The sequence below is a fragment of the Spiroplasma endosymbiont of Dromius quadrimaculatus genome (assembly GCF_964031155.1).
GTDB lineage: Bacteria > Bacillota_I > Bacilli_A > Mycoplasmatales > Nriv7 > Nriv7.
Map to the genome: position 1 here is coordinate 1,195,407 of NZ_OZ035010.1, position 22,405 is coordinate 1,217,811.

Here is a 22,405-nt window from a genome sequence, read left to right on the forward strand (position 1 = left end):
TAATAGAGTTTTTTTCTTATCCTAATTTAAATCTAATAAATATCTAATTTTATTAATTTCCTTAATGCTTTCATCTAAAACACATTTAATATTGAATTTTTGTAATAAATAAAAAAGCATTAATTGAATTTTTAGTTCGGTTGCAACATAAAAAATATAGTTATTTTCATTTTTAAGGCAATTTTGCTTCTTATAAATTAATATGACTTCATCAGTAAATATAGCATTAGTAAAATAACTAAAACCATAATTATAGAAGTATTGTTTTTCTTTAATTAAATCTTCTGCTTCAAAAACACGACCAATATTACTTTTATATCATACAAAATCATTACTACTGCTTTCATAAAATGAATTCATTATAACCGCTTCCATAATTGTTTTTTCACTATTATTGAATTTGTAAATATTTTGTTTTTTTATTAAATTAATCGACTCTATTGGTGGACAAAAATTTTCTAAATATCAAGGACTATTAGTAGCAATAAATAAGAAAACATTATTTTCCATTGTCATTTTCTTTAAAAAACTATTTACTTTTACTAGTAACTTAGGAGTACCATATAATTCGGGTAAATCAATTAGAAATACTATTGGCCGATAATTATCTTGCTCTAAGTATGAAGACAAAATATTTAAAATTAACATTCTTAAAATAAATCTACTATAGTTACTATCATCAATTATTGAATTATCTGCTCGTTTTTCATCATAAATATCAATTTTTAACAATTTATCAATAACATTTTCCAATGAATTTAATTCTAATTTAGTTCTTAACTTAATATTTTCATTAGCTATTGATGATAAATTACTAATGAAATTATCATTTATTATTGTTTCAATTTCATTACTAATTTTACTAAGTTTTTTTAGTAATATTTCATATTTATCATCATTAATAGTGAATTTATTTAAAATCTTAATAATTTCATTTCGAAATTCTGATGTCCGACTAATTTTTATTTCTGTTTGAATATCAAAAAATTCTTTTAAAAAAACCACTTGATAATCACCAGCATTAATATATTGTTCATCTACTTTAACGGTTTTAGTTTTACCTTTAAAACCTGAATGAAGTGTGTTCAAGATTTGCGTTTTACCTGAACTATTATCACCCAAAATAAAACAAACATTATCTTGAACATTTAAAGTTTGCATATCAAAAATATGATTGCTAAATAAAATTTTTTTCATCTTTATTCCCTTACAATTCTACTATTGGTTTTAAATTAATATATTCTTCTTGATAAGATTTAGTACCAACAAATATTTGCATTTCTTCATATTGCTTTTCTGTTACTGTTAAACACCTAATATTTCCTTTTTCTGGAATATGTAAACTTAGTCTTTTGATATGTTTTCTTAAATCATCGTGATGAACACATAACCGAACATAAATTGAAAATTGAATCATATAATAACCATTTTTTAAAAGAAAATTACGAAACTCATTATATACTTTTTGGTCTTGCTTAGAAACTGTTGGTAAATCAAACATTACAATTAATCTCATATGGCGATATCTTAAACTATTCATTTTCTCAATATTGTTGAAGTAATGTCGGCAGTAACAATTTTGTTGGCATTTCTAATTTTAAACAAGTAACAAAGCTTTTAATCATAAAATTAATTGCCGTTGTAATTGTCATTAATTTATTATCTAAAGAAATTTCATAATTTAAAACATTTATTAATTCAAGGCGTTGATTATACGATAGTTTTTCTACAAGCATTTCGTTGTTCATATACACTCACCAATCTATTAATGGTCTAAAAGGTTCAATGAAATCATATGATAAATTAAAAGGATTGGTTTTACCGCGATGAAAAATACCTAAATAACTATTTAAACCATATTTATTTAAACTTCTTGTAATTGCTGAAGCAATAATTTTATAACCGTAATTTAAAGCATTATTAATTCCATCATCTTCGTGGCGAATAAAGGCACTACCATAAATTTCACGAAAAAATACTTTTGATGCCAATCCTTCGCGATTAGTAGCATCGCCCATTTGCACAGTATTAAAAAATGCCTTTAGAGTATTCAATGACTTTTCACTGCCATTACATTGTTCTAAAACAACAATATAATTACTAATCTTTTGCTTAATAATTAACATTCGTAAATGGTCTTTAAAATCCTGTGTCATTTGCATTTGGCGTTCAAAAATTTCTAGTGGTCTTCAATGTTGATTCAATGATAAAACAATTCCTGAAGGATTATGTTTATCATCACATACAATTATAAAAACATCATTCGCAACTAGTCTTGATAATATTTGCGTGGTAATTAATGTGTAATTGTTTTCTAACATAACACAGTTAATATCTTCAATGGCAAATGATAATTGCTTTTCTTGTGTTGTTACTAGTAGTTGTCCATTTTTCAAGGAAATCTTATCGGATTTACTAATTAAAATCGTTTTTCACGACATTGGTTGCTCCCTTCTTTTTTTGTACAAATATTTGTACAAATCTTAATCTAAAATTTATTTTAACAATAAATTTCATAAAATATATATTTTTAATAAATAAAAAGAACAGCTAAATTTAGCTGTTCAGTAATAAATAAAAACTTCATAAAAAATTATTAATCTTTCCCAAATACATACGATACTAATATTGAGATAACAGTTAAGCCACCAAAAATAGGTGCTAAAATTACTGAAAAAATAATCCCTGATGTTAAATGTCGGGGTCAAGCTCGTAAAACAAGATTTAAACCATACTCTTTTATGACTTTAAAACCATTAATATTTTTGTGAGTAAATATCTCATCCATTTCAGTATATGTTGCAATTAATATTAATCCAATGACAACACATATTAAAGCAATAACTAGTAAAATTATACTAGCTATATACTGTCTTCAATAAAAATTTTTCAATTAGTAAATCCTCCATAATAGTTTAATATTTGTATTATACACAAAAAAATTAATTATAAAAATTATATAAAAAATAATCAAAATGACATCATAGTGGCTGTGATGGAAACATCTTTACTTCACAACCAAAATGACAATTATATTATGATATAAATAATAATTTTATGCCACACAAAATATCTAATTATTAAAAATATTGATCTACTAATGTCTATTGTACACAAAAATGTCTGATGACTGAAACAGCTTCTTGTTCTCTGATTGATAAATTTTTGTTCTATTCTACACAAAAATGTCTGATGACTGAAACCACGCCACACACCATAATCATCAATATCTTGTTCTATTCTACACAAAAATGTCTGATGACTGAAACATTACCTCCTTAGTTTTCTGTCGTTTTCGGGTTCTATTCTACACAAAAATGTCTGATGACTGAAACTTTTTCATCATTTGGATAAAAATATATGTTGTTCTATTCTACACAAAAATGTCTGATGACTGAAACCTCAAAATAAATGAAGGAAACAATAAAATACTTTTTTATGTGAAATAATCGCTAAATAACTTATATCTGAATCAATCTCAAAATTATTATACATAATAATAAATAAAAATAAAAGAAATATAATATTTCATTATATTTCTTTTCCTAAAATATTTATATTTAGAATTTTATTATCTACTCAGTTACCAAGTCCATCATAATAATTTGGTTTTTCAAAAATATCCGTACTTCTCTTTAAATCTTGAATATTTACTGTTCCCATTGTATGTGCATATACACTTGCACCCATTTTCCCTTTAAATATCTTAATTTTCTTTTTATTTTCTTTCTTATCAAAATATTCAATTACATCGTTATGTCTAATTATTTTGCTATTAGCAAACTGTTTTAAATTATCTTTTGTTTCTATTCTTCTAATTCAAATCGGTTTTAATTTATCATTCTCATAATTCATCACTACTCCATAATACTTATTAACTTCTCATATTGCACCTTTGGAGTCTTGAAAATATGATTCTTGTAATTCATTATTTTTAATAGCTTTTGTTTTTTTAACTAGATTTTCTGATGAAAAGTAATTACCTCCTAATCTCCGATCTACTTTATACGATATAAATGGATAATGAATATCGCCTTGCATATGTCTTACTTTCTCTAAATATTCTTCTTTGCTTAAAACATTTACATACTTAGGAACTCGTTGTGAATAAGTTTTTGTCTCGGTTGCATTAATTTTCACATCAACATTTACTTTCTCAGTCTTTAATAAAACCGGCATTCTGGCATCAACTATATCTTTTAAATTTTGAACTAGTGGCGAAAATGCAACATTAGAACTATATTTTGTCATAATAATATCTTGTAGTCGTGATACCGCATTAGGAACAAATAAGTTAACTTTTGTTGTTCAATTAGCTTTATCTTTGTATGCAACTGATTTATCCTTAGCTACTTTTCACTTCATTAAAATTTCTGAACAAGATTGTTCGTAATCTTGCTGACTAATTCTATTATGATTTAAACTTTGTTTTAAACTAGAAATATTAGCAATATCACTAGCAAATGTAACATAAGAAAAGTTAATAAATTGCGTTAATATAATCGCATCAATGGCATGATGAAATGGTGTTATGTCTCTTACCTTGGTATCTAATCCCCAAGGACTCTCTTTTAATCAGATTCTTCTAAATCTTGATGTCACTTTTCCATTAATTGATTGAATCTTTGTATTAAAACTTTGTTTTGTTTCAATATCTCATCGCTTAAATTCTTTCTTTAATCAATTAACAATATATTTTGTAATATGTCTTGTATCATTTAAATTACGCGATGCAAAATCATTTAAAGTTTCATCATCTAAAGTTTCTGTCATTAAATAATTATATTTATTTTTAGAAATTTTTCGATTTGAAAGTAAAAAATTACAAAATTGTTGAAATCTTTTTAACTTTTCTGGTTGGTCTTTTAATCATTGCAATGGTACTTGTTTACCCTTTTGCTGATTTTCTTTAGCAAATACTAAAACTTTATTTTGCATAGAATCATCAGCAATTTTAGATTGCGGAATAATGTGGTCAATTTGTAACAAACTAGTATTTGTTAACATATTAAGGTCAATTTTTTCTTCAGAATAAAAACACATTCCCAATTGTTGTTTTCATAAACGATACTTTAAAACATTAGTAGGATTAACATTAATTCCTTTTGCTTCTAATTCATTCTCAAACTTTTTATTTTCAGCAAAAGATATATCATTTTGTTTTTCAATTTTTTTACGGTCTTTAAAAGATTTAGCTAATTCATTAGCAACCTCAACATTAATAACTGCAAACTGTTCATACTTCTGATGTAATGCTTTTAAAACTTTTCTTGTTTGATTAACAGCACGAAAAACTGTTGAACTTTTTCATAAATCTTCTTCTATAATTGGTGAAAACAATGCTTTAAGTTGCTTAGGATTATTTTTTATGTCTTCTTGAATATCTTTTTCATTTAATTCTTGCTTCTTAATAAAAGCATCCTGAAATTTGCCATAAGGAATCCCATCTAAAAACGCATTAATTGCTTCTTGCATATAAGAAAATGATACATTCCCCGTAGAAACTTTTTTATATCCTAAAAAATTATTCATATTTTCTTTACTAATATCAAGATTATTTTCTTTTAAAAGTTTATTAATACATTCTTCTCTTCTTTTAGGAGTAATATTTTTATGTAATTGTTCGCCTAATTGATGAAAGAAATTATCTTTTAAATCATGAAAATTAATATGTTCAAATAAATTTAGTGAAAAAACAGTTTTCAATAACTTAGTATATTCTAAAAATAATTTGATATTTTTTCAAGCACTATCTGAAGTAGAAATTTTATGTTTATTGTCTAAACTAGCTTCAATTTTCTTTTTAATTTCAGTTTTATCAATTTTTTCTTTACTGTTAATAACAAAATTAAAAACTGCTTGTGCTACTTTTTTGTTTTCTTCTTCTGAAAATCTAACTGTATATTTAGATAATTCAACAACCAAATGATAAATATCAAAGATTAATGATGACATAAAGCCTCGTTCTTCATTTTTAAAAAAGTTGCACTTAGCTTTTAAACTTAAAAAATTAGGATAAAATCTTTGTTTCATTCTTGGCTGTGTTTTCATATAATTTTTTCATTTTTCATATTGAATTTCAGATTTAGGTCCTGGTCCTGACTCAAAATCTCGTTGTCGTAAAATTATTTCTTCAACTAACTTATATACTTTGTCTTTTAATTGCGGATAAAATTCTGTTTGCTTTTCTAAAATTAAATTTAATTCCTTCCGATAATCTTCTCTAGCAAACAAAAATTTATAGCCAACAGCATCTTTATTATTAGTATTATCTTTTTCTTGATTTTCATTGTTCTTAGTACTTTTCTTTTTAACAGATGCTGATAAACGATTACGAACAACAATTAAATTCGCATTTTCTTTTGATTTAAATTCTTGTTCATTAACAATTGCTGAAGCAATTGTTTTATGAGATTGAATTAATAAATTAGCTTTATTTAACGCACTATCTAATTTAGTTGCTTGCTTTTTATCTTCTTTATTAAAAGAAAACTTATCATTATAACCACGACTATTGGCAATATGAATTAAAATAACACCCAACTCTTCACCAGTTAATTTTTCAGTTAATCCCTTTACTCGTAATCCATAAGGATTAAAATTAAAATATTGGTCTTCATTATATTTAATTAAATTAGTAGTTTTCTTTTCGCGATAAAAATTTGCTAATTGTTCATCTGTAACAATATTATTTTCTCTTAAAAAATCTTTGATTTCTTTAATTCTTTGTTTTCTTCGTCGATTTAATCTTCTGGCCCCACGAAATGTTCTTCTTTCTTCAGCATGAGTTGTTCCTTTTTTATGATCTTCAGCCACTTCAAAAAGTCTTACACCAAAATCATCAATATAATACTCATCCCCTTCTTCACACATAACAGCTCACCCTACAGATGATATTCCTAAATCTAAACCTAAATAATATTTTTTATCCATTTTTTATTCCTTTCCCTATTTATACATTTTATTTAAAATTAGTATAACATAGGTTAATTCAAAAAATTGATACTTATAAATAAAAAGAAAGATTATGGTAACTGTAAACATCAATCATTTTACAATTCCGATAATCTCTCCTATATATTATGAAATAAATAATAATTTTATTCTATATAAAAAAATTAAAAACAAAATTTATCTTGCTTAATTATTCCTTGCATTTGGGTATTAACAAATAAATTATAATTATAACCATTATCAAACTGTATTGTAGCAATTTGGTGATTGGGATTTAAATGAACTAATAAATCTTTTTTATTGCACTCTCATCGGCCTTGCCATAATAAACTTGTTTTTTCCATAATTTCAAATGGATAGTTATTACCAATAATTCCCCTTATTTTTTCACATAATATTTCAATAAATTTTTTATTCAATTGTTCCCTTGTTTTATTACTTAAATCTAACGAAATTGTTCCAATAGTTTGAGGAGAAATTTTATTAAGAACTTGTTTCATCGTTCTTAGCGAATCATTAAAATATGTTCAATGAATTACTTTTCTACCAAAAAAATAACCATCATAACTATAAAAAGCAAAAAAATTGGGAACTATTGTATCTTTTTCTCCTAAGACAACACGAGAAAAAGCAGCACTTTTTCCTACTAACATTTGAATATTTTTAACTTTTGAACTATATAAAGGATATTCATTAATTAAAATTTTATAAAACTCAGTAAATTTTTTAATATTCATCACATTTGGATTATTAATCAATACTTCATCCACTTCTTCTAATTTATTAATGGCATTAGCTTCTTCTTTTGACAAAACATATATCCTTGAACAACCTAATTTCACAAGTTGATTAACTTTAAAAATTTGATAAGCAAACTTAAAATATTTTCCTTCTTTTAATGAAATGTTTAATATTTCTGAGGTAATCTTAACATTATTATAAAAAATTTTGACATTATTAAAGTCAAAACCTCAGGGATCAAAATCATTTTTTTCTAAATCATCACTACTAAGATTTTTAGCAGCCACTTGTTTTAAAACATCAATATTAATTTCAGATTTCAAATATATGCCATCAGTTTTAATATTGATATTAAAATTATTACGATAAAAAGATACTAATCCCATCGTTAGAAAAAAACATATTATTATTAATAGTGATTTTCGAATTCTTATCATTCCAAAAATCCTCCTTAAAAATTAAATATTTCAAAGTTTAAAACTTCAATCTCATTTATCTCAAGTAACATATTTATAAATGGGAATTGTTTCTCAACTCATACAACATCCCGGGTCATTATCACTAACACAATGTCAACGATGCATTTTACATGTAGTTTCATAATAATCAACTAGCGCTACTCTAACATATCTTTCTTCGGATAATTTATAAGTATCAATTTCAAGTTTTACTGAATTTAAATCATTATTATTATATACCACTACTTTTTCACTTAAAATTTTTTTATCCCAATTATCAATTTTAATGCTATGTCTTAAAACTAAACCTTCGGTAAAATTATTAGTAAACTCCTTAAATGCATTAGCAGAAATCGTTCTTCGCGGTGTTTTTGAGTCCAGATTATAATAGAAATTAAGATTTCCTGACAATGTAAATTGAATTGCTGTTAATAATCTTTTAGTAAAACTAATATTATTAGCAGTATATATTCAGTTATTATCTCAAACATTTAGAGCACCCGTAATCGCATCAACAACTTCACTAACTTTACTAATAATATTACCAACAACCGGAATATATCCAATAACTGGTGAAGCAATTTGCTCAATAATTTTTAAAATTTTATTGCTTTCTTCTTTAAAATCCAATTGTAATGCTTCATTAGGAAATTTCGGGTTAAGATAACCATTGTGTTCTAAAAGTTGGTTATAATGTTTAAAAGGAATAACAATATCTTTTAAAGAATAGTGATCAGATATTAATGATGACAGCACTAAGGCATCGCAATTATCAACAAAATAATCAGTAATATAGTATTTCTCCACTCATAGAAAAGATGTTTGTACCTTACCTTCAACTTTATAATCAAAATTTCAAGTTGATTTGCCTTTTCTTTCAATTTTATTAAATGAACTTTTCGGATATCTTAAAAAGAAATAATCAACATCATTTATATGTTCACCATATTTATATTGATATCCACAAAAATTATTATTAAGAATTCCTGCTTTTGGTTGTGATTTTAATGAATTAGAAGTTACTGCCACTAAATCATTATTTCCGGTTAACTTATTAGCAAATAAAAATTTTGTACCATTAGTACTAATAAATAACGAAGCAATTACTAATAATGGTTTATAAAATAAAAACTTACTCATCATTATTCCTCACTTTGAATTATTTAGTTATTTATACATTCTTAACTACAACAATTATGACACAAAAATGTCAAAATAATCATATAATATTTAAAGTTGAAACATCTTTTCAAGATAACGATAATCCGCCCATTATTTGACAAACAAAAAACCTAGCAAATATACCTTTGCTAGGTTTTAGTGAGGAACATTTCGGCCCCAATACCGCACAGGACTAAGCTACTTAAAACAGTGCTGTGCGAATTAATATCGCACGCCTTTATCTTAGTTATCGGACATTTTTGTGTAGAATGTCCTTGAATAGGACACCTCTATATTAACATATCCTAATATAAGATGTAAATACTTTTTTAGTTATTTTTTGTAGAAACCACAGATGTTTTGCACATTTGGTTTTTATAAATTATTTGGGGGTATATTTTTTTGGCAGTAATATTTTGTATTGAATGCGACAACGAAAGCTATATCGTTGGTAATAAAAATACAGTTGGAATCTGTAATTCTTGTGATGAAAACGGTTTTTAATTTTGAAAGAAACGATAAATTATAAAATATGTCGCTGGTGTTTGCATATTAGAAACTTAGGGAATCACGATGTTTGCGACCAAAAATTTACTAATCATATTAAAAAAATTTTAAATCCGAAAGGGAAAAAGAAAAATGAAATATAATGTTAAGTTAGTTAGTATAAAAAGAAAAATATTTAAAAATAAAGATGGTTCTACGATGTCAGGTTATTCTGCCGAATTTTTGCGTTATGAAAATGACTTATTTGAGCCTACTGGCGAACAAAAAGCCTTATGAATTGATGATAACAATTTAGAACAACAAGAAATTTATAAACTGTTAAAAGAAAATGTTAAATCATTTTTTAGTTGCGAATTAACTTTTGAAAAAAACCCCAAAATAGTTAACTTGCAAAAAATTGAATTATCAAAAAATCAAAAAAACTTGTCCAGTTAATTGATAATCACTTCGGTCTGCGAAGCGGTGCGGAAAGCGTATGCCCCGCCCGCTAGCGGGTTAGTCGGCGAAGCCGACTATTACTTGATTAAATAACACAACTGGCGAAAATCTAAAACGGGAGCATAAAATATGAATTTACAACCTCAAAATCCGACTGATTTTTATATGAAAACCATTTATTACGGTCAATATATTCGTAATATTGTTATGCCTTTAGAACGCATCAAAGCAAATAACCGCAATGTTAGCGGTTTAAAAAATAAAGGTAATTGTGATACAAAACTGCTTAATAGTAATATTCGTGCAAAATCTAATGTTATTCGGAAGGCATATCATAATTTTTGAGACTGTAAAAAACTTACATTCTTAACTCTTACTTATGCTGATGTTAATGAATTTGACATTAGAAAATGTAAGCGTGATTTAAATAAATTTTTTAAAAAATTAAAATATTGATTTAAAGTTAAAAATAAAAATATTAAGTATTTGTATACATATGAATATCAGAAAAGAGGCGTTATTCATTTTCATATTTTAATCACCGAAAAAATACCCCATAAAATTATTTTACAATTTTGACCTTACGGAATTAATAAAAATATTAGAGTTCGTGAAAACACTAATGAAATGGTTGTAAAATATTGCTCCAAATATATAACTAAAAATGTCCTGAATGAAAAATCATTAAATCAGTATGATTTAAATATATATCAAGGCTTATCAATTCTCTTATAACTGTCAAAACCCCATTACTAGAAAACAAATATTTACCGATACTTTGAATAATATTGTTAATAGAACCGTAAATTCTGAATTTGTAAAGTACTTAAAATCAAAAGTTAATAAATTTAAAACTAAAATGTGCGGAGCAATCTATGAATTTAAAAATATTAATTATGTGGGCTTTGAAAGTGAAAATTATACTTCGTTAGAAAGTTTAAGATTTAGAAATCAACTAAGAAAAACGAAACATTAGGAGTTAAAAAATGAAAGAAAAAATGCAATTAAAAATAAGAATTAAAAATTGATTTAAAAATCATTGGTTAAAAATATTGCTTAGCATTGTTTTTATCTTTATAAACTTAATACTTTGAGCTTTAACTTTATTGGATACTAAGTGAGTGATGGGAACAAATGGTGAATTTATTGATTTTATTGAAAAAGATATGTATAAGTTTTTTGGTTTAAATACCGCAATTATGTTGCTTGGATTATTTGTTTATTGATTTGGTAGTGCGATATTTATTGCTTTTCAAGTTGAAAAATTAGTTTGACTTATTGTTAAGAAGATTAAGGAAAAAAGAGCTTTGAAAAATAAAACTTTAAATAGAAAGGAAATTGAAAAATAATGGCAATATTTAGTCTAATATGTTTTATCTTATTAACCTTATTACTCGCTTTTGCTGTTGCTTGGGGTTTGTGGCGTTGAATGAACGATGTTAAAAAGTATGGTAAACAAGCAAAAGAAATTAAAGGGGATTTTAGTAAAAAAGAAAAACGCTTCATTGTTAAATTATCTTATTTAACTGAAAAAAATGACAAACAAAATCAAGAAACTCAAACGAAAGGATAAAATAAATGTTAAAAGATTTAATTATTAAGTTAATTGATTTACTTTATCCAACTGCCGATTTACCGCCCCAAGTAGTATTTTTGTTCTCAATTCTTGTAATCATTGTGTTATTTGCCAGTTTCATTGGTATTCTCTTTCTTCCGATTAAGTGTTTATTTCAATGTTTCTAGTTGTTTGAAAAGATTTAAATTGAGAACAAATTAAACAAACTTTCTGAGATTTGTTTATCCAAATTACAACTATTCCAGCTCATATTACTGGTGGTAAAGAAATTAATTTAACTGAAGAACCACTTTGACTTTTAACAACCAACATCGCTTTTTGATTACTAACAACAGTTATTATCTTATTTATGTTGATTTTATTTTATAAAGTTAAATCTTATTTTTGTTAATAAATATAGGATAAATATTTTGAAAAGAAAGGGGGTGATTATATGTTTACAACTTTCTTAGCTGATGCACCAGTAGCAATTACCGGAAAACAAGCCATTAGTAATTTGTGAGATAGTATGGTAGGACTTTTTGGAAAAATCTGAAGCGACATTATCAGTGGGCAAATGCCATTAGTAGTAGATTTCTTTGCTACTTATTGAATTTTTTTATTTCCGGCAATTGTTGGATTATTCTTATTTGCTTTTGGAATGTTTGAAAAACTACTATTAAGAGTTCGTTAATAGTAATTAAAAAAATAAAGGAGTGCGATAATGCTTAAATTTCTAAAAAATATCTGTGAAAAAATCAATGACTTTGTTAGCTTAAATCGCACTTTCTTTATTATTTCTTGATATTATTATGCTTTTCTTGTTGTTATTAATCCACAATATTGAGTTTCATTTTTTCATATCATCGGTATTATCTTAAATTGTTTAATTTTAATTACTAAATTTATGCAATGAGTTAATCGTAAATCTTTTATTAATTTTTTATTCAAATCACCATTAAATATTGTGATTGGTTCATTGGGAACTGGAAAAACTGCTTTATTAGTTTTTGCTTCAAAACTTTTATGTAAGAAAAAATGAAAGACGGCTTCAACATTTCCAATTTTAGACCAACAAATGTTATCTTTGGGGCATATGTCGTTATTGGATAATGAATATCCAATATTAGAAGAAAAACATTTATTGTTATGAGACGAAACCAATTTATTTTTAGAAGGAACCGATTATAAAGAAAATGATAAATCAACCCAAGGTTTACAAGAATATTTTGCTCTTGTTAGACATTTTGGTCATATTGTTCTAGCCAGTGGCCAACGCCCTGAACATATTTGGGTTAAAGTTAGAGATATTGCTAATTCAGTTATTGTTGGTATTACTAAGAAATCAGTTAATTTTTTTCGCCCCTACCTAAAGGTTGTCTATGGCACTTTTAAATCTGTAGAAGAATACGAACGCTGACGCACGAGTTTAATTGATGCTAAAAATAATAAAAAAGGTCGTAAAACTAAATATCGTAATATTCCGGAATTAGATATCTACTTTTTTAAATTAAAAATTCCAATGTCCGTTTTAGAGTGTTACGACAATAAGTATTTATCTTTTTTACGCCCCGTTGCTAATCGCATTGTTGTTGACACTTATGAAGATAAGTTTTATGAAACTACTGAAGTTGATTTAGAAATATTAAAATACCTTAAAATGGAAAAATTTAGTCGTATTATGGAATTACTAAAAAGTAATTTGAAAGATAGGAATTAACTATCATATTATTTTAATCTAAGAAAGGATACTTAATTATGGCAAATCTAGAAAAAATGGCATCATTTTTTGCAGATATTATTTATAAAGTTTTTGATTTAATTTGAAGTATGACTATTCCCGGCACCGGAATTCGGATTATCATTATTCCTTTAATCTCTTTAATTGTTAACTTTGTCTTTGTTGCTATTTTAGGTATTGGAATGCAAGCCAAAGAAAGTTATAAAAAGACAAGAGCTAACAAATCTGTTAAAGAGTGAGGTAAAAAATAATGTTTAAACTAGTTATAATTTTTCTTTTAATTACCGTTTTTTCTATTTTTGCTTTTGATGAATTTCTTGGTTTATGGCGTTTTGTAAATGAAGGGTTGGAATATTTTAATAAAGTTATTGTGGCTAACAGTGAATTTCTACAATTATTTAAACCAATGATTAGATTATTTTCGCAACACCCAATTTTTATTATCATTGGAACAATTGGCATTTTATCAACAATATACTTTATTTTAAGAAGTTAAACGCAAAAGAAAGGACAAATAGATATGTATAAATTTATGTCGTGGTTGTGTGGTTATCGCTTTTATTGGTTTAGTCCCTCTAGGTGCTTTCTTTGATACAAAACAATCACCAAATCCTATTATGGAACAATCCTTTTTATGAAACGAGAAAAACGAGCCACCAATCCTGCTCAATGTGGAGATAGTTGTGATTTGGAATTTGGTAAAATTTTGAATAGTAATTTTACGAGTTCTACTAGCAATGATTGAGGCGGATGATTAAATATTAGTTCTATTAAAAATGAATTACCTTTTGATGTTTCTAATTCTGCGGAACCTTTAACTTCTTATAAACCGATTGATGGTTTTAAAGAAATTCGCATTTTTTATGAGCGTAATGGTAAAAGTGAAAGTAATAAATATACTATTGATAAAATTGTTAATGTTAAAATTACATTTTCTAAAAATAAAGATTTAGGTTTTAGTCAATATTTAATAACTTCATTCTTTGCTGAAATGCCGTCTCTACCTGAGAAAGATAAAGAGCAACCGTTACCCTCAGAAATAACCAAAAAGGATGGTGAATATCAGTATAATCAGTTTCAAGATAAATTAGATTATTTAATGGTACAACGACGAGATTTTGATAAATTTAATTACTCTTATCTTTATTGAGTCCCAATTTTTAATTTCTTTGATGATAATTTTAAATACATGAGTGAAATGTCAATTAAATTAAATGGTTTTAAACAAAATAGTAAATTTACTTTAATTCGCAGTTTTGAACCTGAAAACTCGTTATATTTTTTTGATAGCTTAGAATTTTCTAGTTTTAGTGATGTTTTTAGAATTGAGATTTCTTTAGGAATGGTTACTTTTTATTTAAATGATAAACAATTAATTAAATTTATTTGAAAGAAAGGTTGAACTGAAGATTTTATTAATGTTTTTTTTGGACAAATTAGTTATTATGATAATACTTTTCATTTTCTACGCTATGATGATAAATCAAAGATTGATTTTAAAGATTTTATGTTTTTTTATTTAAAAGATTTGACAAGTAAATATTATTTTAATTTATTTGATAAAATTTATAAAATTTTGGGTGGTTTTTTTACACAATTCTTTTATGCTAGTTTTGATATGGATGCTTCTACTTATGTAGAATTAGATTACAAAGGAATGCAACAAATTCCTAAAAATGTTTTACAAATGGGTTTTTTCTATCGTTCCTTAATTACTTTTTATCCTAAACAATATTTAATTAACTTTGGTTCAACAGTAGAAAATAGTAAGAATATGATTTTTCGTTCCTATTTTTTTGTTAAAGATAAACAAATTGCCAATGGTTTTAACACCGGTAAAAATTCTTATCAAATAGATTTTAATGTGTTAAAAGCGTATGATAACCAATTATGAGATGCCACTAGTAATAAACTACATTTTTACAATGCCAAAGTTGATGTGATGTATGGAATTAATATTTTTACGCTAACTTTTCCACTATATAAAAAGAAAAATGAAAGTACTGAATATCATTATTCTTTATACGATTTTAACATTTTGAATTCAACAGCTTTTATTGGCGGTGGAATAAGTGGTAATATGGATGACTTAATTCCTACGCCCAACTGTTCTTATTGAGGTTTATTTAGTGCCATATCTTGTGGCATTCAGCACGCTTCTGTTAGTATGTTGAACTGATTACTTGGTCTTTCAGGGATTAATCTTTTAATTCGCCCCCTTGCGGATATTGCTAAAACAACGATTAATTTTACCAAAACTGCCTTTCCGGTGTTTGAAGTTGTTCCGGCATTTAAATATCTTTTTGAATTTTTAATTCCCCTAGCAATTTTATTAATAATAATTAAAAAGTTCTCTTAAATATTTCCAATATTTTTATATAAAATATAATTCCTTTGAAAGGAGGATTTTTCTTTATGCGAAAATTTTTATCAGCTTTAAATTTAGTATGTATAATGTTTATTTCTGGGTGTAATAGAGGTAACAATACTCTAATTACTGATAATGCAAAAAAATATGAATTAAACTTTATTGAAATTTTGAATAGTAATTTTACGAGTTCTACTAGCAATGATTGAGGCGGATGATTAAATATTAGTTCTATTAAAAATGAATTACCTTTTGATGTTTCTAATTCTGCGGAACCTTTAACTTCTTATAAACCGATTGATGGTTTTAAAGACATTCGCATTTTTTATGAGCGTAATGGTAAAAGTGAAAGTAATAAATATACTATTGATAAAATTGTTAATGTTAAAATTACATTTTCTAAAAATAAAGATTTAGGTTTTAGTCAATATTTAATAACTTCATTCTTTGCTGAAATACCTAATAAAAATTAGTAATTTAATAAATATTATTGAAAATCGTATTTTTGTAATACGGTTTTCTTACTTTAAGGAGTTTTAAAAATGAAATATGTTATTTGCCAAGCTGATTTAGCCGATTTAAAAGCAAAAGTCCAAAGTTGATTAAGAACAATTTATAATCACAAACATTATCACAAAACTAAAAAACGAGTTACTAGTTATTTAAATTTATGTAATCAATTTTATTTAGAACCAATAACTTTAAATAAATTAGTAAAAAAGCATTTTCACAGTACACGAAATACATTTTATCAGTGAGCTAATAAAATTCTTACTACTTATCAAAATGATGATTTTAATAGTTTAATTTTCAAATATAAAAAACCTAACAAAATTAGTTATCAATATGATTTAAATTCTCGTGAAAAAGTATGTGATTTATATTTTGATTATAGAAATATTCAAGCTGGTGGAATGTGGTCTTTATTTAACAATTTAAAAATGGGTTTTCATGATATTGAAAATTCAAAAATTCCGAAAAATATCAAAACTTTTTATCGTTGAATTAAATCTGACCCTCGTTGAAAAGAATTAAAACAGAAAATCAAACAAACAAAACGCCAGTTTAAGCGTTATGAAGTATCCGATATTGGTCTTTTACAAATGGATGCCAAAATTATTACCACATCAAATTTTCCAGTTGATAAAAAATATTATATTTATGATTTCATTGACGAAATAACACGGATAGTATTTGGTTATGTTTATGATAGTTTAGGAACCAATAACGCAATTAATGCCGTGCAAAGAGCAATGAAAGATTTTAGTGAACTTGGCATAACAATTAAACGCCTTCGCACTGATAATGCTCCGGAATTTACTACTACTAATTGAAGTAATAAAAAAGCATACAAAGTAAAAGAAAGGCCTTTTACAGCCTTTCTTTCAAGGAACGGTGTTACCCATGAAACCACTCCAATTCGTTCGCCACAGAGTAACGGTAAAATCGAGCGGTTTCATCAACATTATACCAAATTATTTTATGCTAAAGATAAAAAAATAAATCAAAACGAACTACAACATTTCTTAAATCAATATTATTACTATTACAACTTCCAACGCTGTCATTCAGCATTACAAAATAAATCGCCATTTCAAAAATTACAAGAATTAATAAATTAATTTTTCTTTTTTTAAAATTTTTCTTGATTGTGCAAAACATCTGTGGTACATTACATTTTTAGTTATTTTTAAAATTTATTTAATTTCAACCCCAGCACCAGCAGCAACAAGTTTTTCCTTAATTTTTTCGGCTTCTTCTGGTTTAACTTTTTCTTTAATTACTGGATTTTCACCCTCAACTAATTTTTTAGCTTCCATTAAAGGTTTTTCGGTAATCTCGGCTACTGCTTTAATAACTGCAATTTTACAATCACCAAGTTTAGTTAAAATAACATTTACCTCTGTCGGTGCAACATTACCATCACCCTGTGAAGGTGCTTGCATCATCACTGGTGCACTAGCAGTAACATTAAAATGTTCTTCAATTGCTTTTACTAATTCATTTAGTTCAATTAATTTCATCTCTGCTAGCGAAGCGATAATATCTTGTTTTGTTATTTTATTACCTTTTTTAACACTACCAGTTTTTTCTTCGTTAATTTTATTTTCTATTTCTTCTTGGGTATCTTTTTTTATTGGATTATTTTCTGCCATAATATAATTCTCTCCTTTTATTTTTATATATCAGTTTATTCTGTTAGTTGTTTATCAGCAATGGCTTTAATTGCTAAAGCAACATTAATTAATGGACTAATAATTGCTGAAGCAAACATTGAAATAAGGCTGTTTTTTGAAGGCAATGTGGCTAATACTTGTAATTCATCATATAACACTACTTTACCATCCAAAATAGCACTTTTTAATACTAAATTTTTATGTTCCTTAGCAAAATTAGCTAATAATCTTGGCGCCACAATTTCATCAGTTGCCGAAAACACTAATGCATTAGGACCTAATAAGACATCATCTAAATTATTAATACTTAACTCTTGTAATGCTCTTCTTACTAATGTATTTTTATAAATTTTTAAACTAAAATTCTCACTTCTTAACTGTAACTTTAAATTAGTTAAATCTTGAACAGAAAATCCATGATAATGAATAATAGTTGTTGACTTTGACGATGCAATCTTTGTTTTAATCTCTTGAACAATATTATTTTTAGTTTCTATTGCTGGTCGCATTCATCCACCCCTTCCTAATTTCTTAAACATAACCGTTTAATTCTGAAATCAATATCTATCTTACATAAAAAAACTCGGTATGTAATACCGAGTTTAAAAGAGTTTTTGTAATCCAAAATCCTATACCTTTTAATCCTCGGCAACATAATTAAGGTTTCCCCGTTGCTGTCTATAGACTATTGATAGCATAAGATAATAATAATATGTTTTTAACACAAATGCAATACTTATTTAAAATTTTATGTAGAAACCATATACATATGACAAGATTTTGGTTTCTACAAACTTGCTTTTAATTAATAAATAAATACGAGCTCATTTATTTATTACAAGAAATATAAGGTTAAATTAATATTTATTATTTTTAGTTATGCCTTGTATTTTTTTGTGCCTTGATAGTAATAAACTAAGTTAATTAGTAAACAAAGTTTACTAACAAATTTTGTTAAACATAAATGTTTAAAAAAATAAATATTTAACTTAGTTAGATAACTAAGTTAAATATAACTTAGTTTAATATAACTAAATATATTTGTAAGGAAGGTATGTATGTGAGAAATATTGAAAATATTTTTTTAAATACTAAAAAATATCTTTTAAAAGAAACACAAAACGCAATTCTTATTAAAGCACCAGAAATTCCGTGATTTAGTAATCCTATTGGTATTTGATTTTCAAAACGATTTGTTTATAAAGGCAAATATGAAAATTCTATTTGTATTGGAATAATTAGAAATGGTGAGTATCAGTTGGTTTCAGTTAACAAAAAAGAGCAGGAGTCTAATTTGATTATAGGACAAGAATTGTTAAATTTTTTTATTGCTGAAAAAGAGAACGATAAAAAGGATGTAAGTTTTAATTATTTTAAAAATTAATTTTAAAGGTGTTTTAAGGCGCCTTAAGAATAAAGGTAAATAAAAAAAAACATCTTGGTTGATGTTTATAGTGGCGAAGCGGTGCGGAAAGCGTATGCTCCGCCCGCTAGTTATGGATGAGTTGAGTTATTTAACTAAGTTATTGCAATTTATTTGATTTGGTGTAGTAAAAAATAGTTTTGGAGTTTTAGAAATGAAAATGTGAGTTAGTGTGGATGAGCCTGGTAAAGATTATTGTCAAGAGTTTATATATTCTATTAATAAAAAAACTGGATTAGAACAAAAAATTTGAGCGTCTAAATCTGCAGTTGATTCTGTTAGAACTGATTTAGTTGGTGATAATTGACTTTGTGTTGATTTTGTTGAACATAATTGTTTAAAAAAATATGAATTAGAAAATTAAGGAGAAAAGAAAGATGAGTATATTTGGATTAGTATTTTTTACGATTTTAACATTATTACTAGCATATTATATTGCAGTTAATATTTATCGGTTTTTTAAAGATAAAAAGAAATATGGTAGTGAAGCAAAACAGCTACCAAAAGATTTTACTTATTCACAACGAATATTTATTGCAAAGTTTAAACGAAATTTGTTAGAACAAGATGAAAAAGAAATTAAAAAGTAGGTTTAGAAAATGTTTAAAAAAATAATTATTGAGTTAATTGAATTAATTTATCCAACTGCCGATTTACCACCTCAAGTTGTATTTTTGTTTTCAATTTTAATAATTGTAATGCTCTTCTCAGCAATTATTTTTCTACTCTTTTGACCTTTTAAGCGGTAATTATTATGTTTTTAGTTGTTTGAAAAGATTTAGATTGAGAACAAATAAAAGTGTATTTTTGGGATTTATTTATTCAAATTACAACTATTCCAGCTCGTATTACTGGTGGTAAAGAAATTGATTTAACCAAAGAACTACTTTGACTTTTAATAGCAAATATTGCGTTTTGAATGGTATTAGTATTCATCGTCTTATTTATGGTTATTTTATTTTATAAGGTTAAATCATATTTTGTTTAGAAAGGGGGTGATTATATGTTCGGAACTTTCTTAGTAGATGCACCAGCTGTTACTGGTGAACAAGCGGTTACTAATTTATGAAAAGCATTAATTAAAGCATTTGGTAATATTTGAACTGATATTATTGGTGGTAATATGCCGAATGTCGTTAATTTCTTTGCTACATATTGAGTTTTCTTGCTTGGTGTGATTATTGGTTTATTTTTAATTGCTTTCAAAATGTTTGAAAAATTAATGCCCGGCAGATAGATAGTAATAAAAATAAAGAAAGTGTGATTTAAGTGATGCTATTGTTTAAAAAAATAAATTTAAGATTATATGATTTTGTCGCTTTAAATCGCACTTTATTTATTATTGCGTGATTTTATGGTGCGATTTTGCATTATTATAATCCTCAAAGTTGACGAATATTATTTGATATTATTTATTTATTAATTGCTTTGTATATTCTATATACTAAAATTTCTCATTTCTTTGCTCGTCGTAGTTTTATTAATTTCTTATTAAATTCACCCTTAAATTTAGTAATTGGTGCCTTAGGAACTGGAAAAACTGCTTTAATGGTTTTAGCTTCTTACTTATTAAGTGGTTGAAAAACGATTTCTACTTTTCCGATTACAGATAAACAAATGCTTTCATTAGGGCATATGTCTTTATTAGATTATAATTATCCAATTTTAGATGAAAAACATTTACTGTTATGAGATGAAACCAACTTATTTTTAGAAGGAACTGATTATAAAGAAAATGATAGAGTAACCCAAGGTTTACAAGAATATTTCGCTTCGGCTCGCCAATTTACCCATATTGTATTAGCAAGCGGACAACGAGCCGAACATATATGAGTTAAAGTTCGTGATATTGCGAATTCAATAATTGTTGGTATTAGAAAAAAACCAGTTAGTATCTTTCGACCCTATTTGCAAGTTATTTATGGTACTTTTAAATCCGTAAGCGAATACGAACAATGACGATTAACTCTAATTAATGCTAAAAATGATAAAAAAGGTCGCAAAATCAAGTATCGTAGCATTCCGGAATTAGACATTTATTTCTTTAAATTGAAAATTCCGATGTCAATTTTAAACCTTTATGATAATAAATATTTATCATTCTTGCGTGAATTAAGTAATCGTGCTTTGAATGATAATTATCAGCATAAATTTTGAAATGATAATGTGATGGATATTGAAGCATTAGAATATTTAAAAATGGAAAAATTCAGTAAGATACTTACTAAGTTAAAAAATAATCTGAAGAAGAAAAACAAGTAAAGGAGTTTAAAAATGGAAAACTTAGAAAAAATGGCTAGTTTGATTGGCGATATGTTTTATAAAGTTTTTGATTTAATTTGAACTTTAACCATTCCTGGAACAGATATTCGCATTATTATTTTTCCGCTAATTATGCTTGTGATAAATCTCGTAATTGGTGGCATTTTAGGTATTCATATTGAACGACCAAAAGCTGGTTTTCGTAAAAAATATCAAAAATCAGTTGCTGATTGAGGAGTTAATAAACAAGTTGGTAATTTTCACCACAAAAAAAGCGGTCAAATTACTACAGTTAGACAAAATAAAAATTTTAAATCGTGAAATCAAAGGAGTAAATAAATGTGTTTAAATTAATAATATTATTTATTCTTGTTTCTGTTTTTTCTGTTTTTGCTTTAGGTGATTTTTTAGGTTTATGAGCATATGTTCGTGAGGGTTTAGAATATTTTAATAAAGTTTTATCAAAAAATATTAAAATTTTAGATTTGTTTAAACCAATGATAAGGTTATTTTCTCAACATCCGATTTTCCAAATTTTAGGAACAATTTGTATTTTATCAACAATATATTTAATTTTAAGAGGACCTGTTGAATAAACAGTATTTTGAAAGGAGTTAAAA

At 25.8% G+C, this 22,405-nt stretch carries 30 protein-coding genes, 1 CRISPR repeat array and 1 other annotated feature; of the genes, 21 read left to right on the forward strand and 9 right to left on the reverse strand.

The window, feature by feature from the left end; translation table 4 throughout:
- Positions 1–21 precede the first annotated feature (21 nt).
- The 7 genes from AAHM88_RS06645 to AAHM88_RS06675 form a co-directional block, all read right to left on the reverse strand.
- Positions 22–1,197: a hypothetical protein gene (locus AAHM88_RS06645; protein ID WP_342262673.1), complete on the reverse strand. Its 1,176-nt coding sequence runs from the start codon at positions 1,195–1,197 to the stop codon at positions 22–24.
- A 10-nt stretch (positions 1,198–1,207) separates the two neighbouring features.
- Positions 1,208–1,516 (reverse strand): CRISPR-associated endonuclease Cas2, encoded by a 309-nt coding sequence (gene cas2 / locus AAHM88_RS06650; protein WP_342262674.1) that lies wholly within the window; start codon positions 1,514–1,516, stop codon positions 1,208–1,210.
- 16 nt (positions 1,517–1,532) lie between these two features.
- On the reverse strand, positions 1,533–2,441 hold the full coding sequence (cas1, locus tag AAHM88_RS06655; protein ID WP_342262675.1) for a type II CRISPR-associated endonuclease Cas1: 909 nt from the start codon (positions 2,439–2,441) through the stop codon (positions 1,533–1,535).
- A 155-nt stretch (positions 2,442–2,596) separates the two neighbouring features.
- Positions 2,597–2,893 carry a hypothetical protein gene (locus AAHM88_RS06660; protein ID WP_342262676.1) on the reverse strand — a complete coding sequence of 99 codons (297 nt, stop codon included), beginning with the start codon at positions 2,891–2,893 and terminating at the stop codon, positions 2,597–2,599.
- A 208-nt stretch (positions 2,894–3,101) separates the two neighbouring features.
- Positions 3,102–3,401: direct repeats of the CRISPR family, unit length 36 nt; unit sequence GTTCTATTCTACACAAAAATGTCTGATGACTGAAAC.
- Between the two features lie 130 nt (positions 3,402–3,531).
- Positions 3,532–6,933 (reverse strand): type II CRISPR RNA-guided endonuclease Cas9, encoded by a 3,402-nt coding sequence (cas9, locus tag AAHM88_RS06665; RefSeq protein WP_342262677.1) that lies wholly within the window; start codon positions 6,931–6,933, stop codon positions 3,532–3,534.
- 185 nt (positions 6,934–7,118) lie between these two features.
- Positions 7,119–8,132 (reverse strand): hypothetical protein, encoded by a 1,014-nt coding sequence (locus tag AAHM88_RS06670; protein ID WP_342262678.1) that lies wholly within the window; start codon positions 8,130–8,132, stop codon positions 7,119–7,121.
- A gap of 21 nt (positions 8,133–8,153) precedes the next feature.
- Positions 8,154–9,293: a hypothetical protein gene (locus AAHM88_RS06675; RefSeq protein ID WP_342262679.1), complete on the reverse strand. Its 1,140-nt coding sequence runs from the start codon at positions 9,291–9,293 to the stop codon at positions 8,154–8,156.
- Positions 9,294–9,953: 660 nt separating this feature from the next.
- Here AAHM88_RS06675 and AAHM88_RS06680 point away from each other — a divergent pair.
- From AAHM88_RS06680 to AAHM88_RS06740, 13 genes are all read left to right on the forward strand, one after another.
- Complete coding sequence (locus AAHM88_RS06680; RefSeq protein ID WP_342262680.1) at positions 9,954–10,256, forward strand: hypothetical protein; 303 nt, start codon at positions 9,954–9,956, stop codon at positions 10,254–10,256.
- Between the two features lie 132 nt (positions 10,257–10,388).
- On the forward strand, positions 10,389–10,994 hold the full coding sequence (locus tag AAHM88_RS06685) for a rolling circle replication-associated protein (protein ID WP_342262681.1): 606 nt from the start codon (positions 10,389–10,391) through the stop codon (positions 10,992–10,994).
- A gap of 43 nt (positions 10,995–11,037) precedes the next feature.
- A complete protein-coding gene (locus AAHM88_RS06690; protein ID WP_342262682.1) occupies positions 11,038–11,235 on the forward strand; it encodes a hypothetical protein in 198 nt (65 codons plus the stop codon).
- Positions 11,236–11,245: 10 nt separating this feature from the next.
- The gene (locus AAHM88_RS06695) at positions 11,246–11,608 is read left to right on the forward strand and encodes a hypothetical protein (RefSeq protein WP_342262683.1); all 363 of its coding nucleotides are present in this window, start codon (positions 11,246–11,248) and stop codon (positions 11,606–11,608) included.
- On the forward strand, positions 11,608–11,832 hold the full coding sequence (locus AAHM88_RS06700) for a hypothetical protein (protein WP_338966809.1): 225 nt from the start codon (positions 11,608–11,610) through the stop codon (positions 11,830–11,832). Before AAHM88_RS06695 ends, AAHM88_RS06700 begins: the two co-directional genes overlap by 1 nt.
- Before the next feature lie 160 nt (positions 11,833–11,992).
- Entirely contained in the window at positions 11,993–12,226 is a 234-nt protein-coding gene (locus AAHM88_RS06705) for a hypothetical protein (protein WP_338966808.1), read from the forward strand.
- 42 nt (positions 12,227–12,268) lie between these two features.
- On the forward strand, positions 12,269–12,508 hold the full coding sequence (locus AAHM88_RS06710; protein WP_338966925.1) for a hypothetical protein: 240 nt from the start codon (positions 12,269–12,271) through the stop codon (positions 12,506–12,508).
- A gap of 30 nt (positions 12,509–12,538) precedes the next feature.
- Positions 12,539–13,534 carry a hypothetical protein gene (locus AAHM88_RS06715; RefSeq protein WP_342262684.1) on the forward strand — a complete coding sequence of 332 codons (996 nt, stop codon included), beginning with the start codon at positions 12,539–12,541 and terminating at the stop codon, positions 13,532–13,534.
- 38 nt (positions 13,535–13,572) lie between these two features.
- Positions 13,573–13,806 carry a hypothetical protein gene (locus AAHM88_RS06720; protein ID WP_338966805.1) on the forward strand — a complete coding sequence of 78 codons (234 nt, stop codon included), beginning with the start codon at positions 13,573–13,575 and terminating at the stop codon, positions 13,804–13,806.
- Entirely contained in the window at positions 13,806–14,051 is a 246-nt protein-coding gene (locus tag AAHM88_RS06725; RefSeq protein ID WP_342189582.1) for a hypothetical protein, read from the forward strand. Before AAHM88_RS06720 ends, AAHM88_RS06725 begins: the two co-directional genes overlap by 1 nt.
- Before the next feature lie 138 nt (positions 14,052–14,189).
- Entirely contained in the window at positions 14,190–15,914 is a 1,725-nt protein-coding gene (locus tag AAHM88_RS06730) for a hypothetical protein (RefSeq protein ID WP_342262685.1), read from the forward strand.
- Positions 15,915–15,970: 56 nt separating this feature from the next.
- The gene (locus tag AAHM88_RS06735) at positions 15,971–16,396 is read left to right on the forward strand and encodes a hypothetical protein (RefSeq protein WP_338968428.1); all 426 of its coding nucleotides are present in this window, start codon (positions 15,971–15,973) and stop codon (positions 16,394–16,396) included.
- Between the two features lie 69 nt (positions 16,397–16,465).
- Positions 16,466–17,545 (forward strand): integrase core domain-containing protein, encoded by a 1,080-nt coding sequence (locus tag AAHM88_RS06740; RefSeq protein WP_342262686.1) that lies wholly within the window; start codon positions 16,466–16,468, stop codon positions 17,543–17,545.
- A 75-nt stretch (positions 17,546–17,620) separates the two neighbouring features.
- Here AAHM88_RS06740 and rplL read toward each other — a convergent pair whose 3' ends face one another.
- A complete protein-coding gene (gene rplL, locus AAHM88_RS06745) occupies positions 17,621–17,947 on the reverse strand; it encodes a 50S ribosomal protein L7/L12 (protein WP_425289541.1) in 327 nt (108 codons plus the stop codon).
- 167 nt (positions 17,948–18,114) lie between these two features.
- A complete protein-coding gene (gene rplJ, locus AAHM88_RS06750; RefSeq protein ID WP_342262688.1) occupies positions 18,115–18,639 on the reverse strand; it encodes a 50S ribosomal protein L10 in 525 nt (174 codons plus the stop codon).
- Between the two features lie 26 nt (positions 18,640–18,665).
- Positions 18,666–18,802: a sequence feature (ribosomal protein L10 leader region), on the reverse strand.
- A 358-nt stretch (positions 18,803–19,160) separates the two neighbouring features.
- Between rplJ and AAHM88_RS06755 the strand changes: the two genes are divergently transcribed.
- The 8 genes from AAHM88_RS06755 to AAHM88_RS06790 all read left to right on the forward strand — a co-directional run bounded on the left by AAHM88_RS06755 (position 19,161) and on the right by AAHM88_RS06790 (position 22,381).
- A complete protein-coding gene (locus AAHM88_RS06755; RefSeq protein WP_215826176.1) occupies positions 19,161–19,484 on the forward strand; it encodes a hypothetical protein in 324 nt (107 codons plus the stop codon).
- 61 nt (positions 19,485–19,545) lie between these two features.
- Positions 19,546–19,887 (forward strand): hypothetical protein, encoded by a 342-nt coding sequence (locus AAHM88_RS06760; RefSeq protein ID WP_342262689.1) that lies wholly within the window; start codon positions 19,546–19,548, stop codon positions 19,885–19,887.
- 13 nt (positions 19,888–19,900) lie between these two features.
- Complete coding sequence (locus AAHM88_RS06765; RefSeq protein ID WP_215825617.1) at positions 19,901–20,113, forward strand: hypothetical protein; 213 nt, start codon at positions 19,901–19,903, stop codon at positions 20,111–20,113.
- A gap of 164 nt (positions 20,114–20,277) precedes the next feature.
- The gene (locus AAHM88_RS06770) at positions 20,278–20,511 is read left to right on the forward strand and encodes a hypothetical protein (RefSeq protein ID WP_342224171.1); all 234 of its coding nucleotides are present in this window, start codon (positions 20,278–20,280) and stop codon (positions 20,509–20,511) included.
- A gap of 15 nt (positions 20,512–20,526) precedes the next feature.
- Positions 20,527–20,760: a hypothetical protein gene (locus AAHM88_RS06775; RefSeq protein ID WP_342224170.1), complete on the forward strand. Its 234-nt coding sequence runs from the start codon at positions 20,527–20,529 to the stop codon at positions 20,758–20,760.
- 41 nt (positions 20,761–20,801) lie between these two features.
- Positions 20,802–21,785, forward strand: coding sequence for a hypothetical protein (locus tag AAHM88_RS06780; protein ID WP_342262690.1), 984 nt, complete (start codon positions 20,802–20,804; stop codon positions 21,783–21,785).
- Between the two features lie 12 nt (positions 21,786–21,797).
- A complete protein-coding gene (locus tag AAHM88_RS06785; RefSeq protein ID WP_342262691.1) occupies positions 21,798–22,124 on the forward strand; it encodes a hypothetical protein in 327 nt (108 codons plus the stop codon).
- A 2-nt stretch (positions 22,125–22,126) separates the two neighbouring features.
- Complete coding sequence (locus AAHM88_RS06790) at positions 22,127–22,381, forward strand: hypothetical protein (protein WP_342262692.1); 255 nt, start codon at positions 22,127–22,129, stop codon at positions 22,379–22,381.
- Positions 22,382–22,405: the final 24 nt, after the last annotated feature.